16 protein-coding genes are annotated in these 15392 nt (G+C 73.1%); 15 read left to right on the top strand and 1 reads right to left on the bottom strand.

Annotation, left to right across the window (positions count from 1 at the left end; translation table 11 throughout):
* Nucleotides 1–8 precede the first annotated feature (8 nt).
* Nucleotides 9–434, bottom strand: coding sequence for a cupin domain-containing protein (locus DOO78_RS00855; RefSeq protein WP_165838654.1), 426 nt, complete (start codon nucleotides 432–434; stop codon nucleotides 9–11).
* A 218-nt stretch (nucleotides 435–652) separates the two neighbouring features.
* Between DOO78_RS00855 and DOO78_RS00860 the strand changes: the two genes are divergently transcribed.
* From DOO78_RS00860 to DOO78_RS00925, 15 genes are all read left to right on the top strand, one after another.
* Entirely contained in the window at nucleotides 653–2830 is a 2178-nt protein-coding gene (locus DOO78_RS00860) for a TonB-dependent siderophore receptor (RefSeq protein WP_111467829.1), read from the top strand.
* A 5-nt stretch (nucleotides 2831–2835) separates the two neighbouring features.
* Nucleotides 2836–3108, top strand: a complete 273-nt coding sequence (locus DOO78_RS00865) for an iron transporter (protein ID WP_111467830.1) — start codon at nucleotides 2836–2838, stop codon at nucleotides 3106–3108.
* A gap of 20 nt (nucleotides 3109–3128) precedes the next feature.
* Complete coding sequence (locus DOO78_RS27805; protein ID WP_207802743.1) at nucleotides 3129–4649, top strand: PepSY-associated TM helix domain-containing protein; 1521 nt, start codon at nucleotides 3129–3131, stop codon at nucleotides 4647–4649.
* A gap of 8 nt (nucleotides 4650–4657) precedes the next feature.
* The gene (locus tag DOO78_RS00875) at nucleotides 4658–4966 is read left to right on the top strand and encodes a DUF3325 domain-containing protein (protein WP_207802744.1); all 309 of its coding nucleotides are present in this window, start codon (nucleotides 4658–4660) and stop codon (nucleotides 4964–4966) included.
* Between the two features lie 91 nt (nucleotides 4967–5057).
* On the top strand, nucleotides 5058–5360 hold the full coding sequence (locus tag DOO78_RS00880) for a FeoA family protein (protein ID WP_111467833.1): 303 nt from the start codon (nucleotides 5058–5060) through the stop codon (nucleotides 5358–5360).
* A gap of 10 nt (nucleotides 5361–5370) precedes the next feature.
* Complete coding sequence (feoB, locus tag DOO78_RS00885) at nucleotides 5371–7287, top strand: ferrous iron transport protein B (RefSeq protein ID WP_111467834.1); 1917 nt, start codon at nucleotides 5371–5373, stop codon at nucleotides 7285–7287.
* Between the two features lie 132 nt (nucleotides 7288–7419).
* Nucleotides 7420–8616, top strand: a complete 1197-nt coding sequence (locus DOO78_RS00890; protein ID WP_207802745.1) for a PepSY-associated TM helix domain-containing protein — start codon at nucleotides 7420–7422, stop codon at nucleotides 8614–8616.
* Entirely contained in the window at nucleotides 8613–8786 is a 174-nt protein-coding gene (locus DOO78_RS27285) for a hypothetical protein (RefSeq protein WP_165838655.1), read from the top strand. Before DOO78_RS00890 ends, DOO78_RS27285 begins: the two co-directional genes overlap by 4 nt.
* 382 nt (nucleotides 8787–9168) lie before the next feature.
* Nucleotides 9169–9699, top strand: a complete 531-nt coding sequence (locus tag DOO78_RS00895) for a hypothetical protein (RefSeq protein WP_111467835.1) — start codon at nucleotides 9169–9171, stop codon at nucleotides 9697–9699.
* Nucleotides 9700–9712: 13 nt separating this feature from the next.
* Nucleotides 9713–9958, top strand: coding sequence for a hypothetical protein (locus DOO78_RS00900; protein ID WP_111467836.1), 246 nt, complete (start codon nucleotides 9713–9715; stop codon nucleotides 9956–9958).
* 93 nt (nucleotides 9959–10051) lie between these two features.
* Entirely contained in the window at nucleotides 10052–10591 is a 540-nt protein-coding gene (locus tag DOO78_RS00905) for a hypothetical protein (protein ID WP_111467837.1), read from the top strand.
* 86 nt (nucleotides 10592–10677) lie between these two features.
* A complete protein-coding gene (locus tag DOO78_RS00910; RefSeq protein ID WP_111467838.1) occupies nucleotides 10678–10908 on the top strand; it encodes a hemin uptake protein HemP in 231 nt (76 codons plus the stop codon).
* Between the two features lie 185 nt (nucleotides 10909–11093).
* On the top strand, nucleotides 11094–13388 hold the full coding sequence (locus DOO78_RS00915; RefSeq protein WP_111467839.1) for a TonB-dependent hemoglobin/transferrin/lactoferrin family receptor: 2295 nt from the start codon (nucleotides 11094–11096) through the stop codon (nucleotides 13386–13388).
* 23 nt (nucleotides 13389–13411) lie between these two features.
* On the top strand, nucleotides 13412–14446 hold the full coding sequence (locus DOO78_RS00920) for a hemin-degrading factor (RefSeq protein WP_111467840.1): 1035 nt from the start codon (nucleotides 13412–13414) through the stop codon (nucleotides 14444–14446).
* Nucleotides 14443–15336 carry a heme/hemin ABC transporter substrate-binding protein gene (locus DOO78_RS00925; RefSeq protein WP_165838656.1) on the top strand — a complete coding sequence of 298 codons (894 nt, stop codon included), beginning with the start codon at nucleotides 14443–14445 and terminating at the stop codon, nucleotides 15334–15336. Before DOO78_RS00920 ends, DOO78_RS00925 begins: the two co-directional genes overlap by 4 nt.
* The last annotated feature ends 56 nt before the right edge of the window (nucleotides 15337–15392 follow it).

The raw sequence follows: 15392 nt of genomic DNA on the forward strand, positions 1-15392 counted from the left end.
CGCCGGCCTCAGCCCTCCGGCGCCACCGCGACGGAGCGGTACTCCGCCTCCTCCACCGGCTCCAGCCAGGTGGTGTTGTCGGGACCGTCGGTCTCGACGAAGGAGATATGCGCGAAGAGCTGGCCCGCGATGGCGCCATGCCAATGCACGATCCCCGGCGGCACCACGGCGACGTCGCCGGCGCGCAGCCACCGCGGCGGCTTGCCCTTCACCTGCACCATGCCGGTGCCATGCGTCGCCACCAGCACCTGCCGCGTCTTGTGGTGATGCCAGTTGGTGCGCGCCCCGGGGGTGAAGGTCACCAGGGTGGCGCTGGTCCGCGACGGCGCCTCGGGCGTCGCCAGGGAATCCTGCAGCACCGTCCCGGTGAAGCTGGCGGCCGGGGCGGGTTTCGTCGTCCGGCCCGCGGCCGGGCGTATCGTCACGTCGTCCATGGCGTATCTCCCTTTGGGGTCTTGCGGCCCCGTTGCTGTCTGGCGCCGATGTTGCGCGGCCACCCTGGCCGTCGTGCCACATCGGTCGGAAAAACAAAGATGTGTGCCATCAATGACTTGATGCGAATGCATCTCAATCGCATAGACGGTTAGCCAAATCGAGACCAGATCACCCGCGATCCCTGGCGAACCGGGACGTGGGATACCGGGAGCCGATCATGCGCCTCATCCACGCCAGGGCCCGGCTTGTCCTGCCCGCTATCGCCGTGCTCGCCACCGGCCTGCCCGCCAAGGCCCAGGATGCGGCCGCCCCCAATGCCAGCCCCGGCGCCGCCCCCAGCCTCACCCTGCCCACGCTCGAGGTGCAGGAGCGGTCGGAAACCGCCACCGGCCCGGTGCGCGGCTTCGTCGCGCGGCAGAACCTCAGCGGCACCAAGACCGATACCCCGCTGCTGGAGACGCCGCAATCCGTCTCCGTCATCACCCGCGACCAGATGGATGCGAGGGCGGTGCAGGACACCCAGCAGGCGCTGCGCTACGCGCCCGGGGTCTTCGCCGAGCCCTATGGCAGCGACATCCGCTACGGCTGGAGCACGGTGCGCGGCTATTCGCTGCAGGGCGCGCAATTCCTCGACGGCATGCGGCTGCCCTTCGGCACCTACGCCATCCCGCAGGTCGAGCCCTGGGGCCTCGAGCGGCTCGAGCTGCTGCGCGGCCCCGCCTCGGTGCTCTACGGCCAGATCCCGCCGGGCGGCATGCTGAACATGATCAGCCGCCGGCCGACCGATGTCCCGACGCATGAGGTGCAGCTGCAGACCGGCAGCTTCGGCCGGCTGCAGGGCGCCTTCGATCTCGGCGGACCGATCGATAAGGAGGGCAAGTTCCTCTACCGCTTCACCGGCCTGGCGCGTGATTCCGACAGCCAGTCGGACGAGGTGCGCGACCGCCGGCTCTTCCTCGCGCCGAGCCTCACCTGGCGCATCAGCCCCGATACTAGCCTGACGCTGCTCTCCTACTGGCAGCGCGACGATTCCGGCGTGCAGCAATTCCTGCCCGTCCAGGGCACGCTGCGTTCGAACCCCTATGGCAGCATCCCAATCAACCGCTTCGTGGGCGAGAAGAACGCGAACAATTTCGACCGCGACCAGTGGGGCGTCGGCTACGCCTTCTCGCACCGGATCGACGACCGCTTCACCCTCCGGCAGAACCTGCGCTACTCGCGCATCGATTTCGACATGACCGTGCTGCGCGGCCTCGGCCTGCAGACGGATCTGCGGACGCTCAACCGCACGACCGTCGCCATCCGCGACCATGTCGATGCCTTCACCATGGACAACCAGGGCGAGGCGCGCCTGCGGACCGGTCCGGTCGACCACACCATCCTCGCCGGCCTCGATTTCCGCCACTCCTCCACCGATTACGGCTTCGGCCGGGTCGCCGCGCCCTCGCTCGACATCTTCAATCCCGTCTATGGCCGCGCCTTCACCCTGCCGACCAGCTACAACGTGACCCGCACCTTCGCCAGCCAGGACCAGGTCGGCCTCTATGTCCAGGACCAGGCGCGGCTCGGCCGCTGGCTGCTGACGGTGAGCGGCCGGCAGGACTGGGTGGACAGCAACACCGAGAACCGCCTGACCAACCGGCAGACGCCGCAGAGCGACAGCGCCACCACCGGCCGCGTCGGGCTCAACTACCTCTTCGATTTCGGCCTCGCGCCCTATGTCTCCTGGTCGCAATCCTTCCAGCCGCAGATCGGCACGGATGCCTCCGCCACCCCCTTCCGTCCGACGCGGGGCGAGCAGTGGGAGGTCGGGCTGCGCTACCAGCCGCCCAGCATTAACGCCTCCGTCAGCCTCGCCGCCTATACGGGCACGCTGGAGAACGTCCTGACGACGGATCCCGCGAACAGCTTCTTCCAGGTGCAGACCGGCGAGGCACGGGTGCGCGGCATCGAGATCGAGGGCGTCGCCGGCCTGGCGCGCGGGCTGAGCGCGCTGGCCAGCTACACCTACACCGACAGCAAGGTGACGAAGACGACCATCGCCGCCAACCGCGACAACCGCCTGCCGCTGACGCCCGAGCACACCGCCGCGCTCTGGCTCGACTACACCTTCCCCGAGGGGCCGCTCGCCGGGCTCGGCATCGCCGGCGGCGCCCGCTATGTCAGTGGTGCCTATGGCGACGCCGCCAACCTCTACGAAACGCCGACCGCGACCCTGTTCGACGCCGCCATCCGCTACGATCTCGGCCGGCTGGCGCCCGGCCTCGCCGGCACCCGGCTGGCGGTCAACGCCACCAATCTCGGCGACAAGCGGCTCGTCACCTGCGCCTCCAACACGGATTGCTTCTTCGCCGCGCGCCGGACCATCCTGGCGACGCTGAGCCACCGGTGGTGAGGGGCATGGCGAGGCCGATCGACATCATCGGGCGCGTCCTCGCCGCGCTGCTCGGCGGCTATGCGCTCTCCTATGCCGTCTCGGGGGCGCTGGCGCTGCTGCTGCCGGTGCCGCGGCCGGATGCGGTCTACATCTCCGGCATGCTGGCCTATCTGCCGATGACCTTCGCCGTGCTCTGGGCCTTCGCCGCGCGCACGGCGCTGCGCGCCTGGGCCTGGCTGCTCGCCCTCGCCGCGCCGCCGGCGGCCGTCCTCCTGCTCGGCTGGCCGCGGCCATGAAGGCGGGCTTCCGGCAGTCCATGGCCTGGCTGCATACCTGGGCCGGCCTGTTCCTCGGCTGGCTGCTCTTCGCCATCTTCCTGACCGGCACGCTCTCCGTCTTCGCGCATGAGATCACCGAATGGATGCGGCCGGAGCTGCGCCAGGCCGGCGCCGCGCCGCAGGCCGAGGCCATCGCCCGCGCCCAGGCGGCGCTGGAGCGGGAGGCGCCGCACGCGCCGCTCTGGCAGATCGTCCTGCCGCATGCGGAGGACGAGCCGGTCGAGATCCGCTGGCGGCAGGGCGGCCGGCGCGAGACCCGCTTCGTCGACGCGGCGACCGGCGGGATCGTGCCGGTGCGCGAGACCGAGGGCGGCGAGTTCTTCGTCGCCTTCCACTACTGCCTGCTGTCGCGGCCGGCCGGCATCTGGGTCGTCGCCGCGGTGAGCATCGGGATGCTGGCCCTGCTGCTCAGCGGCGTCATCATCCACAAGCGGATCTTCCGCGACTTCTTCACCTTCCGCCCGGCCGCCCGCGCCCCGCACCGCGCCTGGCTCGACGCGCACAATGTCTGCGGCGTCCTCGCTTTGCCCTTCCACCTGATGATCACCTATACCGGCCTGGCGATCATGTTCAGCGTCACCATGCCGGTCGGGCTGCAGGTCTTCTACGGCGGTTCGCCGGGCAAGCTGCGGGCCGATATCGTGACGCCCTTCGAGCGGCCCGTTGCGCGGCAGCCGGCGCCGCTGCTGCCGCTGGCCTCGCTGGTGCCGCCGGCGGAGGCCATCTTCGGCCCGGGGCGCGTGGAGCTGCTGACGGTCTACAACCCGGGCGACGCGAATGCCGTCGTCGATGCTTTCCGCCGCTTCGACGACCAGATCGCTGCCGTCGCCGACCATGCCGCCTTCGAGGGCACGACCGGCCGGCCGATCGGCATCCAGACCGCGTGGAACCCCTCCGCCCTGGTCTGGCGCAGCATGGTCGGGCTGCACCTGGCGCAATTCGGCGGTCCGGCGATGCGCTGGCTGTACTTCCTCTCCGGCCTCGCCGGCTCCGCCATGATCGCCACCGGGCTGGTGATGTTCACCGTCAAGCGCGCCGTCCGCCACGGCGCCGCCACGGGCTTCGACGCGGCGGTGGCGCGGATCAACGTGGCGACCGTGGCCGGCGTCGTCGTCGCCTGCATCGCCTATCTCTGGCTCAACCGCTTGTTGCCGGCCGGGATGGCGGGGCGCGAGGCCTGGGAGATGGGCCTGCTGCTGCCGATCTGGCTCGCCACGCTGCTGCACGCGGCGCTGCGACCGCCGCCCCAGGGCTGGCGGGAGCAATTCGGCCTCGCCGCGCTGCTCTGCCTCGCCCTGCCGCTGCTCGACCTCGCCACCGGGGGCGGGCCCTTCCAGCACGGCCTGGCGGCGCCCGGCCCGACGGAGGCGGTCGATCTCACCGCCTTCGGCTGCGGCCTCGGCCTCGCCTGGCTGGTGCGGCACCTGGCGCAGCGCCCGGCCGGCGCCGGGCGGGCCTCCCCGACACGGCCGGCTGCCCTGCCGAGCCGGGCCCGGTAATGCCGGCCATGCTGCTCTGGGCCTTCGCCGGTCTCGCGGCGCTGTGCTTTGCCATGGACCGGCACCATCGCCAGGTGCTGGACCGGGCGCCGTCCCCGGGCCTGCGGCTGGCGCTGCGGCTGCTCGGGGGCGGCGGCCTGCTCCTCGCCCTGCTCGCCGCCGCGGCGCATTGGGGCTGGGGCATGGGCGTGGTCGCCTGGTTCGGCGCCCTCTCGGTGGGGGGCTTCGTCGTCGTGCTGCTCCTGCCCTATGCGCCACGTCGCCTTGCGCTGCTCGCCCTGCTCGCGCCCCTGCTGGCGGCGTGGCTCGGCATCTGACCGGAGAGGTCAGACGCTTCGGGCCGGACCGGCCGTTGACTTGCAACCGCGGGCCATTCGCATCTAGATGGCCGCCGCCCCGAGGGACCGGATGACCGAGATTGCCGCGCCTGCCGCCGTATCCGACCACGAGGCAGGAACCGCCTGCCTCGGCGCGGCGGCCGTTGGCTTCCGCGGGACCATCCGCGGCATCCGCGTGCCCGACGATGCCCATCTGCCGCGGGCCGAGCTCGAGCGACGCCTGCTGGAACTTGGCTTCATCGAGGGGGCGCGGGTCGAGATCCTGCACCAGGGGTTGTTCGGCCGCGACCCGATCGCGGTGCGCGTGAACGGCATGACGGTCGCCCTGCGCCGGCGCGAGGCCTCGGCCATCCTGGTCGACGCCAGCTTGTGACGGATTCCGCATGAACCAGGTCACCCAGATCCAGCAACCGCTCCGGGTTGCGCTGGTCGGGAACCCCAACTCCGGCAAGACGGCGCTGTTCAACGCCCTCACCGGCAGCCGGCAGCGCGTGGCGAATTATGCCGGCGTCACGGTCGAGCGGAAGGAGGGCGGCTTCACCACGCCCGGCGGCCGGCGGATCAGCATGCTCGACCTGCCCGGCACCTATTCGCTGCGCGCCCGCAGCCCGGACGAGGCGGTGACGCGCGACACCATCCTCGGCGCCCAGGCCGGCGAGAGGATGCCCGACCTGCTGGTCTGCGTGCTGGATGCGACCAACCCGCGCCTCTCGCTGCGGCTGGTGCTGGAGCTGAAGCGGACCGGGCGGCCGATGCTGCTCGCGCTCAACATGTTCGACATCGCCCGCCACCGCGGCATCGAGATCGATATCGAGGGGCTCTCGGCGGCGCTCGGCCTGCCGGTCGTCACCTCGGTCGCGGTGCGGCGGACCGGCACCGAGGCGCTGCTGGCGAAGCTCGACGCGCTCGCCCCGCCGGCCTCGCCGGCCGCCGACCAGGCGAGCCATGCCTGGACCCCGCCGGATGCGGCCGAGCTGCGCGCCCTGCAACGCGAGGCGGACCGCATCCTCGCCGCGACCGTGCGGCTGCCGCGCCGGCCGGACACGCTGACCAACCGGCTGGATGCGGTGCTGCTGCACCCGGTGGCCGGGCTGCTGATCCTGCTGGCCGTCCTGTTCCTGATGTTCCAGGCGGTGTTCAGCTGGGCCGAGCCGGCGATGGATCTGATCGAGGCGGGGTTCGAGGCGCTCGGCGGCGCGACCGATGCCCTGCTGCCGGACACGGGCGCCCTCGGCCTGCTGCGCAGCTTCCTGCATGACGGGCTGATCTCGGGCGTCGGCAGCGTGCTGGTCTTCCTGCCGCAGATCCTGATCCTGTTCCTCTTCATCCTCCTGCTGGAGGATTTCGGCTACATGGCGCGGGCCGCCTTCCTGATGGACCGCATCATGGGCGGCGCCGGGCTGCATGGCCGCGCCTTCATCCCGCTGCTCTCCTCCTTCGCCTGCGCCATCCCCGGCATCATGGCGACGCGCGTCATCGACAGCCGGCGCGACCGGCTGGCGACCATCCTGGTCGCGCCGCTGATGACCTGCTCGGCGCGCATCCCGGTCTACACGCTGATCATCGGCGCCTTCATCCCGAACCGGCCGGTCGGGGAGGGGCTCCTCGGCTGGGTCGGGCTGCAGGGGCTGGTGATGTTCGGCCTCTACGCCCTCGGCATCGTCAGCGCGCTCGGCATGTCCTTCGTGTTCCGCCGGCTGTTCTGGCGGCGCACCCCGACCGAGCCCTTCATGCTCGAGCTGCCGGACTACAAGCTGCCGCGCCCGCGCAACATCGCCCTCGGCCTCTGGCAGCGGGCCGTCGCCTTCCTCCGCCGCGCCGGCACCATCATCCTGGCGATGATGATCGTGGTCTGGTTCCTCGCCTCGGTGCCGCCGGCGCCGGAGGATGCGACCGAGCCGGCGATCGACTACAGCCTCGCCGCCATGATCGGCCGGACGGTCGAGCCGGTCTTCGCCCCGATCGGCTTCAACTGGCAGATCAGCATGGCGCTGATCCCCGGCATGGCGGCGCGCGAGGTGGCGGTCGCCTCGCTCGGCACCGTCTATGCGGTGGCCGATTCCGAGGAGGAGCCGACGCAGCTCGGCGAGGCGCTGTCCTCGCGCTGGAGCCTCGCCACGGCGCTCGCCTTCCTCGCCTGGTACGTCTTCGCCCCGCAATGCGTGGCGACGCTCGGCGTCATCCGGCGGGAGACCAACAGCCGCGCCTGGATGTGGGTGAGCTTCGGCTACATGATCGCGCTCGCCTATCTCGCCGCCTTCGTCACCTATCAGGGGGCCCGGCTGCTCGGCCTCGGCTGAGCCCCCGGGCCGCCCTGCCGGGATCGTGAAGGCGCCCGGCGGGGCCGCCGCCGCCCCGGCCGGCCATCATGGCTTGAAACTGCGAATCGCTCGCAATAGCCATGGCCTGTCCGTCGTGGAGAGTGCCGAGCCTTGCCAGACCCGATCCGCAGCGAGGCCCATCCGGCCGCGCGCAGGGCCGCCGCGCCGGTGGGCGCCATCGCCCCGGGGCAGCTTCGGCGCGCCGGGGCGGCCCGCTCCGGCCTCCGCACCTGGTCGCGGCTCCACACCTGGTCGAGCCTGGTCTGCACCCTCTTCCTGCTGCTGCTCTGCCTGACCGGCCTGCCCCTGATCTTCCACGAGGAGATCGGCCACTGGACCGGCAGTGAGGTGGAGGCCCCGGCGATGCCGTCCGGCACGCCGCGCGCCGATCTCGATGCCGTGGTCGCGGCGGCGATGGCGCAGCGGCCGGGGGAGGTGGTGCAGTACCTCATCTGGGAGGAGGACCCGGACATCCTCCGCCTCAGCATGGCGCCGAGCCCGACCGCGCCGCCCACCGCCCTGACCACCGTGCTGGTGGATGCCCGCACCGCCCGGGTGCTGGCCGAGCCGCGCGACCGCGAGGGCTTCCTCTACTGGATGCTGCGGCTGCACGCCGATCTCTTCCTCGGCATCCCCGGCAAGCTCTTCCTTGGCGTCATGGGGCTGCTCTTCGTGCTCGCCATCGTCTCGGGCGCCGTGCTCTACGGGCCCTTCGCCCGGCATGGCCGCTTCGGCACGGTGCGCCGCGGCCGCAGCGCGCGGCTCCGCTGGCTCGACCTGCACAACATCCTCGGCGTGGTGACGCTGAGCTGGGCGCTGGTGGTGGGGGCGACCGGCGTGGTGAACACCCTCGCCGAGCAGGTGATCGCGCTCTGGCGGATCGACCAGCTCGCCGAGATGATCGCGCCCTGGAAGGGGCAGCCGCCGGTGGCGGCGCCGGGCTCCGTGCAGGCGGCGGTCACCGCGGCGATGGCGGCGGCGCCCGGGCAGGAGCCCTTCTTCGTCGCCTGGCCGCAGACCATGTTCACCAGCCCGCATCACTACGGCGTCTTCCTGCGCGGCGACCGGCCGGTGACGCACCGCCTGCTCACCCCGGCCCTGGTCGATGCCGAGACCGGCCGCCTCGCCGCCCTGCGCGCGCCGCCCTGGTACGTGCAGGCGCTGCTGCTGTCGCAGCCGCTGCATTTCGGGGATTACGGCGGGATGCCGCTGAAGCTCGCCTGGGGGGTGCTCGATCTCGTGACGATCGTCGTGCTCGGCAGCGGGCTCTGGCTCTGGCTGCGGCGCCGGCGGGAGGGGCGGGCGTGAGGCGGCGGGTCTGGCGGGCGCCGGCGATCCTCGCCCTGGTCTCGGGCGCCGCGCTGGTCGCGGGCCTGCTCGGCGATGGCGTCTGGGATGCGGTGGCGAGCCTCGGCCTGCTGCTGCCGCTGCCCGCCGCCTGGTGGTCGGGGCGGCGCGGGCGCCTGGACAACCCATAGGCCTGCCCCGCGGGCAGGCGCCTGCGCGGGCTGGCATCCGGCCCTGAACACATCCTCCCCAGGCCGGATCGCGGCGGGGCGCGAACGCCCGGGCGCGCGAATCTGCCCGCGGCGAAGGGCCTGCACGGGCTGTCTCCGGCCCTGAACATCGGTCCTCCCCCGGCCGCGCCACCCCCGCCCGCCGGCATGGGCGGGGCCAGCAGGCCGGCCGCGGCGGGTTGCGGCATCCGTGCTCCGGACAAGGTGACATCGCCGGCGGCCCCTGCGCGGCCGCGCCCAGGGGGTGCGGCGGCCGGTGCCGCGTTGCAACGCGCATAGAATGCAGTTGCGACGCATTCTCAATTGGCTTAGCACTGGGTCGTCCCCTCACCGGAGACCGAGCATGGGCCATGTCACTTCCTTCGCGCCTAGGGTCCTTCGCGGCTACCCGACGGTCGTCGCCGCGCTCGAGGAGCCGGAGGCCCTGGTGCTGCGCAGCCTGCGCTGCTGGGTGGTGGAGCTGCGGCGCGCCGCCGAGCCGCTGCCCCGGCTGCACCGGATGCTGAGCGCCGTGGGCGCCCCGGATGCGGCCGCCTCCATCGACATGCTGATGCATGTGGTCGCCCGCACCGCCCTTCGCCCCGTCGGCATCGGCTGCCCCTGCTGCCCGGACCTCGCGCCCGACGAGCAGCGGCTGCTGCACGCGGCGCGGCTGGCGCAGGGCTGGGAGGCGCGCCTCGCCGAGGAGGTGCTGCGCGACGACCTGCTCACCCCGGAGGGCGCGTCCTTCGCGCAGGGGCCGCTCGTCGGGCTCGGCCGGGTCCTGGGCCGCGCCGGGCTGCGGCTTCGCCCGCGCTCCCTGACCGGCCTCGCCGAGGCGATCCATGCCGGCGCCAGCCCCTGGATGCCGCCGAGCACCGCCACAATCCACTGAGAAGGCCCTGAGAATGCTGTGTCACCGCTCCCTTGGCACCGCCACCCTGGTCACGCTCATGGCGGCGGACCGGCCGGAGAGCCCGGTCGCCGCCGCGCCCGCCGGCTTCGAGTCCCTCGACGAATGCGAGGCCTGGAGCTGGCAGGCCCTGCGCTCGGATGGCGCGGCGCGCCGCCAGGCGGCCGCCCAGCGCCGCGCCGCACCGGCGCGGGAGGCCGCGATGGCCGGGCCGCGCCGCGGCTGCGGCTCGGGCGGCTGACCGCCGGGCGGCGCCCCGCCGCGCCGCCACCGCGGACGGCCCGACCATGGCGAGCCCGCCAGGCTCCGCCCTTCCCAGAACCGAAAGAGCCCCATGCCCCAGCCCCAGCATCTCGGCTTCCACCAGGAGCGCGCCCTGGGTGACCTCGGCCAGGAGGAGCGCTTCGTCGTCGCCGCCCTGCGCGCCTGGTCGGCCGGCCGGCATCCCGCCGACCTGCCGGTCGCCGATGCCGGGGCGTCCGACATGGCCACGCCCGATTGGCGGTCGCTCTTCGGCAAGGCCGGCATCGCCCCGGTCGGCGCCTATGGCTTCGACCAGCTCCTCTGCGTGCTGATGCGCCGCAGCCCGCAGCCGCCGGAGATCAAGGCATGCCGCTGCCAGCAGGTGAGCGCCGATGAGGAGACGCTGCTGGCGCTGGTCGGCACCCTGCAATGCGGCGATGTCTTCGGCTCGGTCGGGGCGCTCTGCACCTGGCTGCCGGAGACGACGCTCTCCCTCGCGCTGCGCGGCGGCCAGAGCTTCGCCGAGCAGCTCCTGGCGGCCGATATCGTGCTGCCGGGTGGCCCGGCTTGCCTGCCGGAGCCGATGGAGGCCCGCAATGCGCCCTGGTTGAACGGCCCAGGGCCTATATGATGCGAATGCGAGTCACTTGCAAAATCGGGTTGAAAGCGTTCTGATAGAGGGCGTCGTGGCACGCCCGACCAAGCTGGAGACGAAGGATGTCTGGCAGGATCCCGGAATTCGCGCCCCGTCGTGCCCCCGTGCCGGGGGCCGAGCAGGCTGTCGCGCGCCCGCCGCGTTGGGCGGCCAGCGGCCCCGCCGTGGCGCAGGCGCCCGCCGTCAGGAGCGCCGACCTGCTCGGCGGCGGCCGCGAGCTCGTCATCTGGCACGGCAGCGAGGCCTATCTGTTGCGGCTCACCGCCAACAACAAGCTGCTCCTGACCAAGTAGGGCGGGGCGCGCCCGGGCAGGCCGGCCCGGGCGCGGAACCCCGTTCGCCCCCGGACCAGCAGCGGCGGCGTGCCCGAACGGCGCGCCCCACCCAATCTGCCCGCCAGGCCCGCCCGCCCGCCGCCTCCCCGGATGCGGCGCGGCGACGCCAGCCAGGCCCAGCGACCCCATCGGATGTGCCTGGCATGCCGCGACCGCCCCGCTTCCCGCTTCCCCCTGCCACGCTGCTCGGCGGCGCCCTGGCGCTCGCCCTCGGCCCGGCCGTGGCGCAAACCGCGCCCGGGACCGTGGTGCAGACCGCGCCCGGGACCGTGACGCAGGCCGTGCCCGAGTCCGTGGCGGAGGCGCCGGGGGAGGCCATCGCCCTGCCGCCGATCTCGGTCACCGCCACGCGCGGGCCGCGTCCGGTGGACGAGGTGCCGGCCACCGTCACCATCATCGAGTCCGAGCAGCTCGAGCGGCAGAACGCCAACCGGCCGCAGGACATCATCCGCTACGAGCCGGGGATCTCCTTCGGCAACCAGCCGGGCCGCACCGGCGGCACCAATTTCGTCATCCGCGGCATCGGCGAGAACCGCGTCCGCGTGCAGGTGGACGGCATCCGGGTGCCCGACTTCCCCGGCAGCAATGCCGGCGCCGGCACCTTCACCCGCGACTTCGTCGATCTCGAGAGCGTCAAGCGCGTCGAGATCCTGCGCGGCCCGGCCTCGGCGCTCTACGGCTCGGACGCGATCGGCGGCGTCGTCGCCTACACGCTGAAGGACCCGCGCGACTACCTCGCCGAGACCAATGCCAACACCTTCCTCAGCGGCCGCTTCGGCTACAACGGCGCCGACCGCAGCTTCACCGAGACGCTGACCGGCGCCGCCCGCGCCGGCAATGTCGAGGCGCTGCTGCTCTACACCCGGCGCGACGGGCACGAGTTGAGGCCGAACGGCTCGCTGAAGCCCAACCCGCAGGACTACTACGTCAACAACATCCTCGGCCGGCTGATCTGGCGCGGCCAGAACGACGACGCGCTGCGCCTGACCGGCGAGTTCTTCGAGCGCATCACCGACACCAACGTCCTCACCGACCGCAGCGTGACGCCAGGCGCCGGCGGCGGCCCCTCGACCGCGGTGCTCGACAGCCGCGGTGACGACCGCTCCTTCCGCGGCCGCCTCAGCCTCGACTACGTGCGCGAGCTGCCGCTCGGCTTCGTCGACCGGCTGGAGACGCGCGCCTGGTGGACGCGGCTGGAGCGGACCGAGGAGACGACGCAGTACCGCAGCAGCTTCGTCGGCCTCGTCCCGCCGGCCCTGCCGAACCGCCTGCGCTGGTCGGATTTCCGCTTCGAGGAGGAGATCTTCGGCGGCGAGGTGCAGGCCAGCTCGCGCCTCGCCCTGCTCGGCCTCGAGCACCGGCTGACCTATGGCGCGACGCTGGAGCATATCGCGGTCAGCCGGCCGCGCGACCGCACCGAGACCAACCTGACGACCGGCGCGATCAGCACCACCGTCGCGGGCGAGACCTTCCCCAACAAGAATTTCCCCGACACCGACATCCTGCAGGGCGGCGTCTACCTGCAGGACGAGGTGGCGATCGGCCGCGTCGCCGTGACCCCGGCGCTGCGGCTCGACTACTACCAGCTCCGGCCGAATCCGGACCAGGCCTTCGCCAATTCCGCCGCCTCCGCCGCGGCGGAGCAGGTGCGCAACCTCGACCGCCTCGCCCTCTCGCCCAAGCTCGGCGCCGTCTGGCGGCTCGACCAGGTGCTCTCCGTCTTCGGCCAGTATGCGCATGGCTTCCGGGCGCCGCCCTACGACAACGCCAATTTCGGCTTCACCAACCGCGTCTTCGGCTACCAGATCCTGCCGGCGGTCAACCTCAAGCCGGAGACCAGCGACGGCGTCGAGGCGGGGCTGCGCGGCCGCTGGGCGGATGGCAGCTTCTTCCAGGTCTCCGGCTTCTGGAACCAGTACAGCGACTTCATCGACACCGCCGTCGTCGGGCGCACCGGCGGGCTGATCCAGTACCAGTACCGCAACCTCTCCTCGGTGACGATCTGGGGCTTCGAGGCCAGCGGGCTCTGGCAGTTCGCCCCGCGCTGGGCGTTGCGCGGCAGCGCCGCCTTCGCGCATGGCGAGAACAACGACACGAACCGGCCGATCGACAGCGTGGATCCGGCGCGCTTCGTCAGCGGCCTCGCCTGGCAGCATCCGAACGGGCTCGGCGCCGAGGCCATCGCCACCTACGCGCTGCGCCACAGCCGGGTGAGCGGCGGCAGCTACTACAAGGCGCCGGGCTATGCCGTGCTCGACCTCGCGGCGCATTACGACCTCCGGCCGCACCTCACCATCAATGCCGGGCTGTTCAACGTCTTCGACCAGAAATACTTCAACACCCAGGACGTGATCGGCCTGGCCGCCAACAACCCCAGCCGCGACCTCTACGCCCAGCCGGGCCGCTATGCCGCGGTGAACATGATCCTGCGCTGGTGACCCCCGTCCGATGGGAGGCGTGCATGACCGCCCTGGCTGAACGCTATGCCGCCCTGGCCGCGGAGGGCCGGCCGCCCCGGGCCCGCGACGCCGCGCGCCGCCTCGGCACCACGGAGGCGGCCCTGGTCGCCTGCGGCGCCACCGGGCCGGTGGTGTCGCTGCGGCCGGACTGGCCGGCGCTGATCGGCGCCCTGCCGCGGCTCGGCCGGGTGATGGCGCTGACCCGCAACGAGCATGCGGTGCATGAGCGGCACGGCACCTACCGCGAGGTCTCGTCCGGCCCCGGGCACATCCTGGTGCTCGGCCCGGAGATCGACCTGCGGCTGTTCCCCGGCCGTTGGGCGCATGGCTTCGCCCTGGCCGGCGAGCGGCCCTCGATCCAGATCTTCGACCGAGACGGCGAGGCGGCGCACAAGGTCTTCGCCGTCCCCGGCGAGACCGACATGGCGGCCTGGGGACGGCTGGTCGCCGCCTTCACCGCCAGCGGCCTCGCCCCGCCGCTGCTGCAGGCCCCGCCGGCGCCGCCGCCGGCCACCGAGACGCTGGTCGATGCCGTGGCGCTGCGCGCCGACTGGCTGGCGCTGCGCGACACGCATGATTTCGTCCGGCTGCTGCGCGCCCACCGGGCGACGCGGCGGCAGGCGCTGGCGCTCGCCGGCGAGGACCTGGCGCTGCGCCTCGAGCCGGGCGCGGCGGTCGCGGCCTTGCAGCGTGCCGCCGAGCGCGCGGTGCCGATCATGGTCTTCGTCAGCAACCGCTCGGCCATCCAGATCCATACCGGCCTGGTCCGGCGGCTGCTGCCCTCGCCGGGCGGGTGGTTCAACGTGCTGGACCCGGCCTTCAACCTGCACCTGCGCGAGAGCGCGATCGCCGCGGCCTGGCGCGTGGTGAAGCCGACGGAGGATGGCGCGGTGACCAGCATCGAGCTGTTCGACAAGGAGGGTGGGCTGATCCTGCAGCTCTTCGGCGCCCGCAAGCCCGGCCTGCCCGAGCAGGCCGCCTGGCGCGAGCTCGCCGCGGAGCTGGCCGACGGCGCGGCGCGGGAGACGGCGGCGTGATCCGCCGCCGCGCGCTGCTGCCGCTCGCCGCGGCGGTGGCGGGGCCCGGCCGGGCCAGGGCGGTGCAGGCCGGAGGCTATGGCCGCATCGCCTGCGCCGGCAGCGCGCTCACCGAGACGGTCTGCGCCCTCGGCCAGGGCGGCCGGCTGGTCGCGGTGGACAGCTCCTCCGGCTTCCCGGCGGCGGAGACGGCGCGGCTGCCGCGCATCGGCTATTACCGCGCCCTGCCGACCGAGGGGCTGGTCTCGCTCGCGCCCGACCTGGTGCTGCTCTCGAGCGATGCCGGCCCGCCCGGGGTGATCGCGGTGCTGCGCGAGGCGGGGCTGCCGATCCGGGTGATCGAGGATGGGGTGGGGCCGGGCGCGGCGGAGGCCAAGGCCCGGGCGGTGGCGGCGGCGATCGGCGTCGATGGGGAGCGGCTCGCCGACGCCATCGCCGCCGACTGGGCGGCGCTGGACGCGCCGATCGCCGCGCTGCCGCGGCCGCGGGTGCTGTTCGTGCTCTCCCTGTCGCGCGGCGCGCCGTTGGTCGGCGGCAGGGACACCCATGCCGATGCCGCCATCGCCGCCGCCGGCGGGGTGAATTGCGCGCATGAGATCTGGTCCGGCTACCGCCCGCTCGCGGCCGAGAGCGCGGCGGGCCTGGCGCCGGATGTGGTGCTGATGATGCAGCAATCCCTGGCCGAGGCGGGCGGCGTCGCCGAGGTCGCCGCCGCGCCGGCGATCGCGGTGACGCCGGCCGGGCAGGCCGGCCGGATCATCGGCATGGACGGTCCCTACCTGATGAATTTCGGTCCCCGCGCGGCGCATAGCCGGCGCGACCTGGCGCTGCGGCTGCATCCGGGCCTGGCCCTGCCGCCGCTGCCGGCGCGGCCCTGGATCGGGGGGTGATGCCGGCGGCATGCATGCGTCGTTCACGCCGAGCGCCCGGAGGGGCGCCGCGGGTC

The organism is Roseicella frigidaeris, assembly GCF_003258945.1.
GTDB classification, from domain to species: domain Bacteria; phylum Pseudomonadota; class Alphaproteobacteria; order Acetobacterales; family Acetobacteraceae; genus Paracraurococcus; species Paracraurococcus frigidaeris.

Coding starts and splice junctions, on each gene's coding strand:
- DOO78_RS00880 (WP_111467833.1), top strand. CDS start 5,058: ATGACCGAGATTGCCGCGCCTGCCGCCGTATCCGACCACGAGGCAGGA.
- DOO78_RS00920 (WP_111467840.1), top strand. CDS start 13,412: ATGACCGCCCTGGCTGAACGCTATGCCGCCCTGGCCGCGGAGGGCCGG.
- DOO78_RS00915 (WP_111467839.1), top strand. CDS start 11,094: ATGCCGCGACCGCCCCGCTTCCCGCTTCCCCCTGCCACGCTGCTCGGC.
- DOO78_RS00910 (WP_111467838.1), top strand. CDS start 10,678: ATGTCTGGCAGGATCCCGGAATTCGCGCCCCGTCGTGCCCCCGTGCCG.
- DOO78_RS00875 (WP_207802744.1), top strand. CDS start 4,658: ATGCTGCTCTGGGCCTTCGCCGGTCTCGCGGCGCTGTGCTTTGCCATG.
- DOO78_RS00865 (WP_111467830.1), top strand. CDS start 2,836: ATGGCGAGGCCGATCGACATCATCGGGCGCGTCCTCGCCGCGCTGCTC.
- DOO78_RS00860 (WP_111467829.1), top strand. CDS start 653: ATGCGCCTCATCCACGCCAGGGCCCGGCTTGTCCTGCCCGCTATCGCC.
- DOO78_RS00900 (WP_111467836.1), top strand. CDS start 9,713: ATGCTGTGTCACCGCTCCCTTGGCACCGCCACCCTGGTCACGCTCATG.
- DOO78_RS00905 (WP_111467837.1), top strand. CDS start 10,052: ATGCCCCAGCCCCAGCATCTCGGCTTCCACCAGGAGCGCGCCCTGGGT.
- DOO78_RS27805 (WP_207802743.1), top strand. CDS start 3,129: ATGGCCTGGCTGCATACCTGGGCCGGCCTGTTCCTCGGCTGGCTGCTC.
- DOO78_RS00855 (WP_165838654.1), bottom strand. CDS start 434: ATGGACGACGTGACGATACGCCCGGCCGCGGGCCGGACGACGAAACCC.
- DOO78_RS00895 (WP_111467835.1), top strand. CDS start 9,169: ATGGGCCATGTCACTTCCTTCGCGCCTAGGGTCCTTCGCGGCTACCCG.
- feoB (WP_111467834.1), top strand. CDS start 5,371: ATGAACCAGGTCACCCAGATCCAGCAACCGCTCCGGGTTGCGCTGGTC.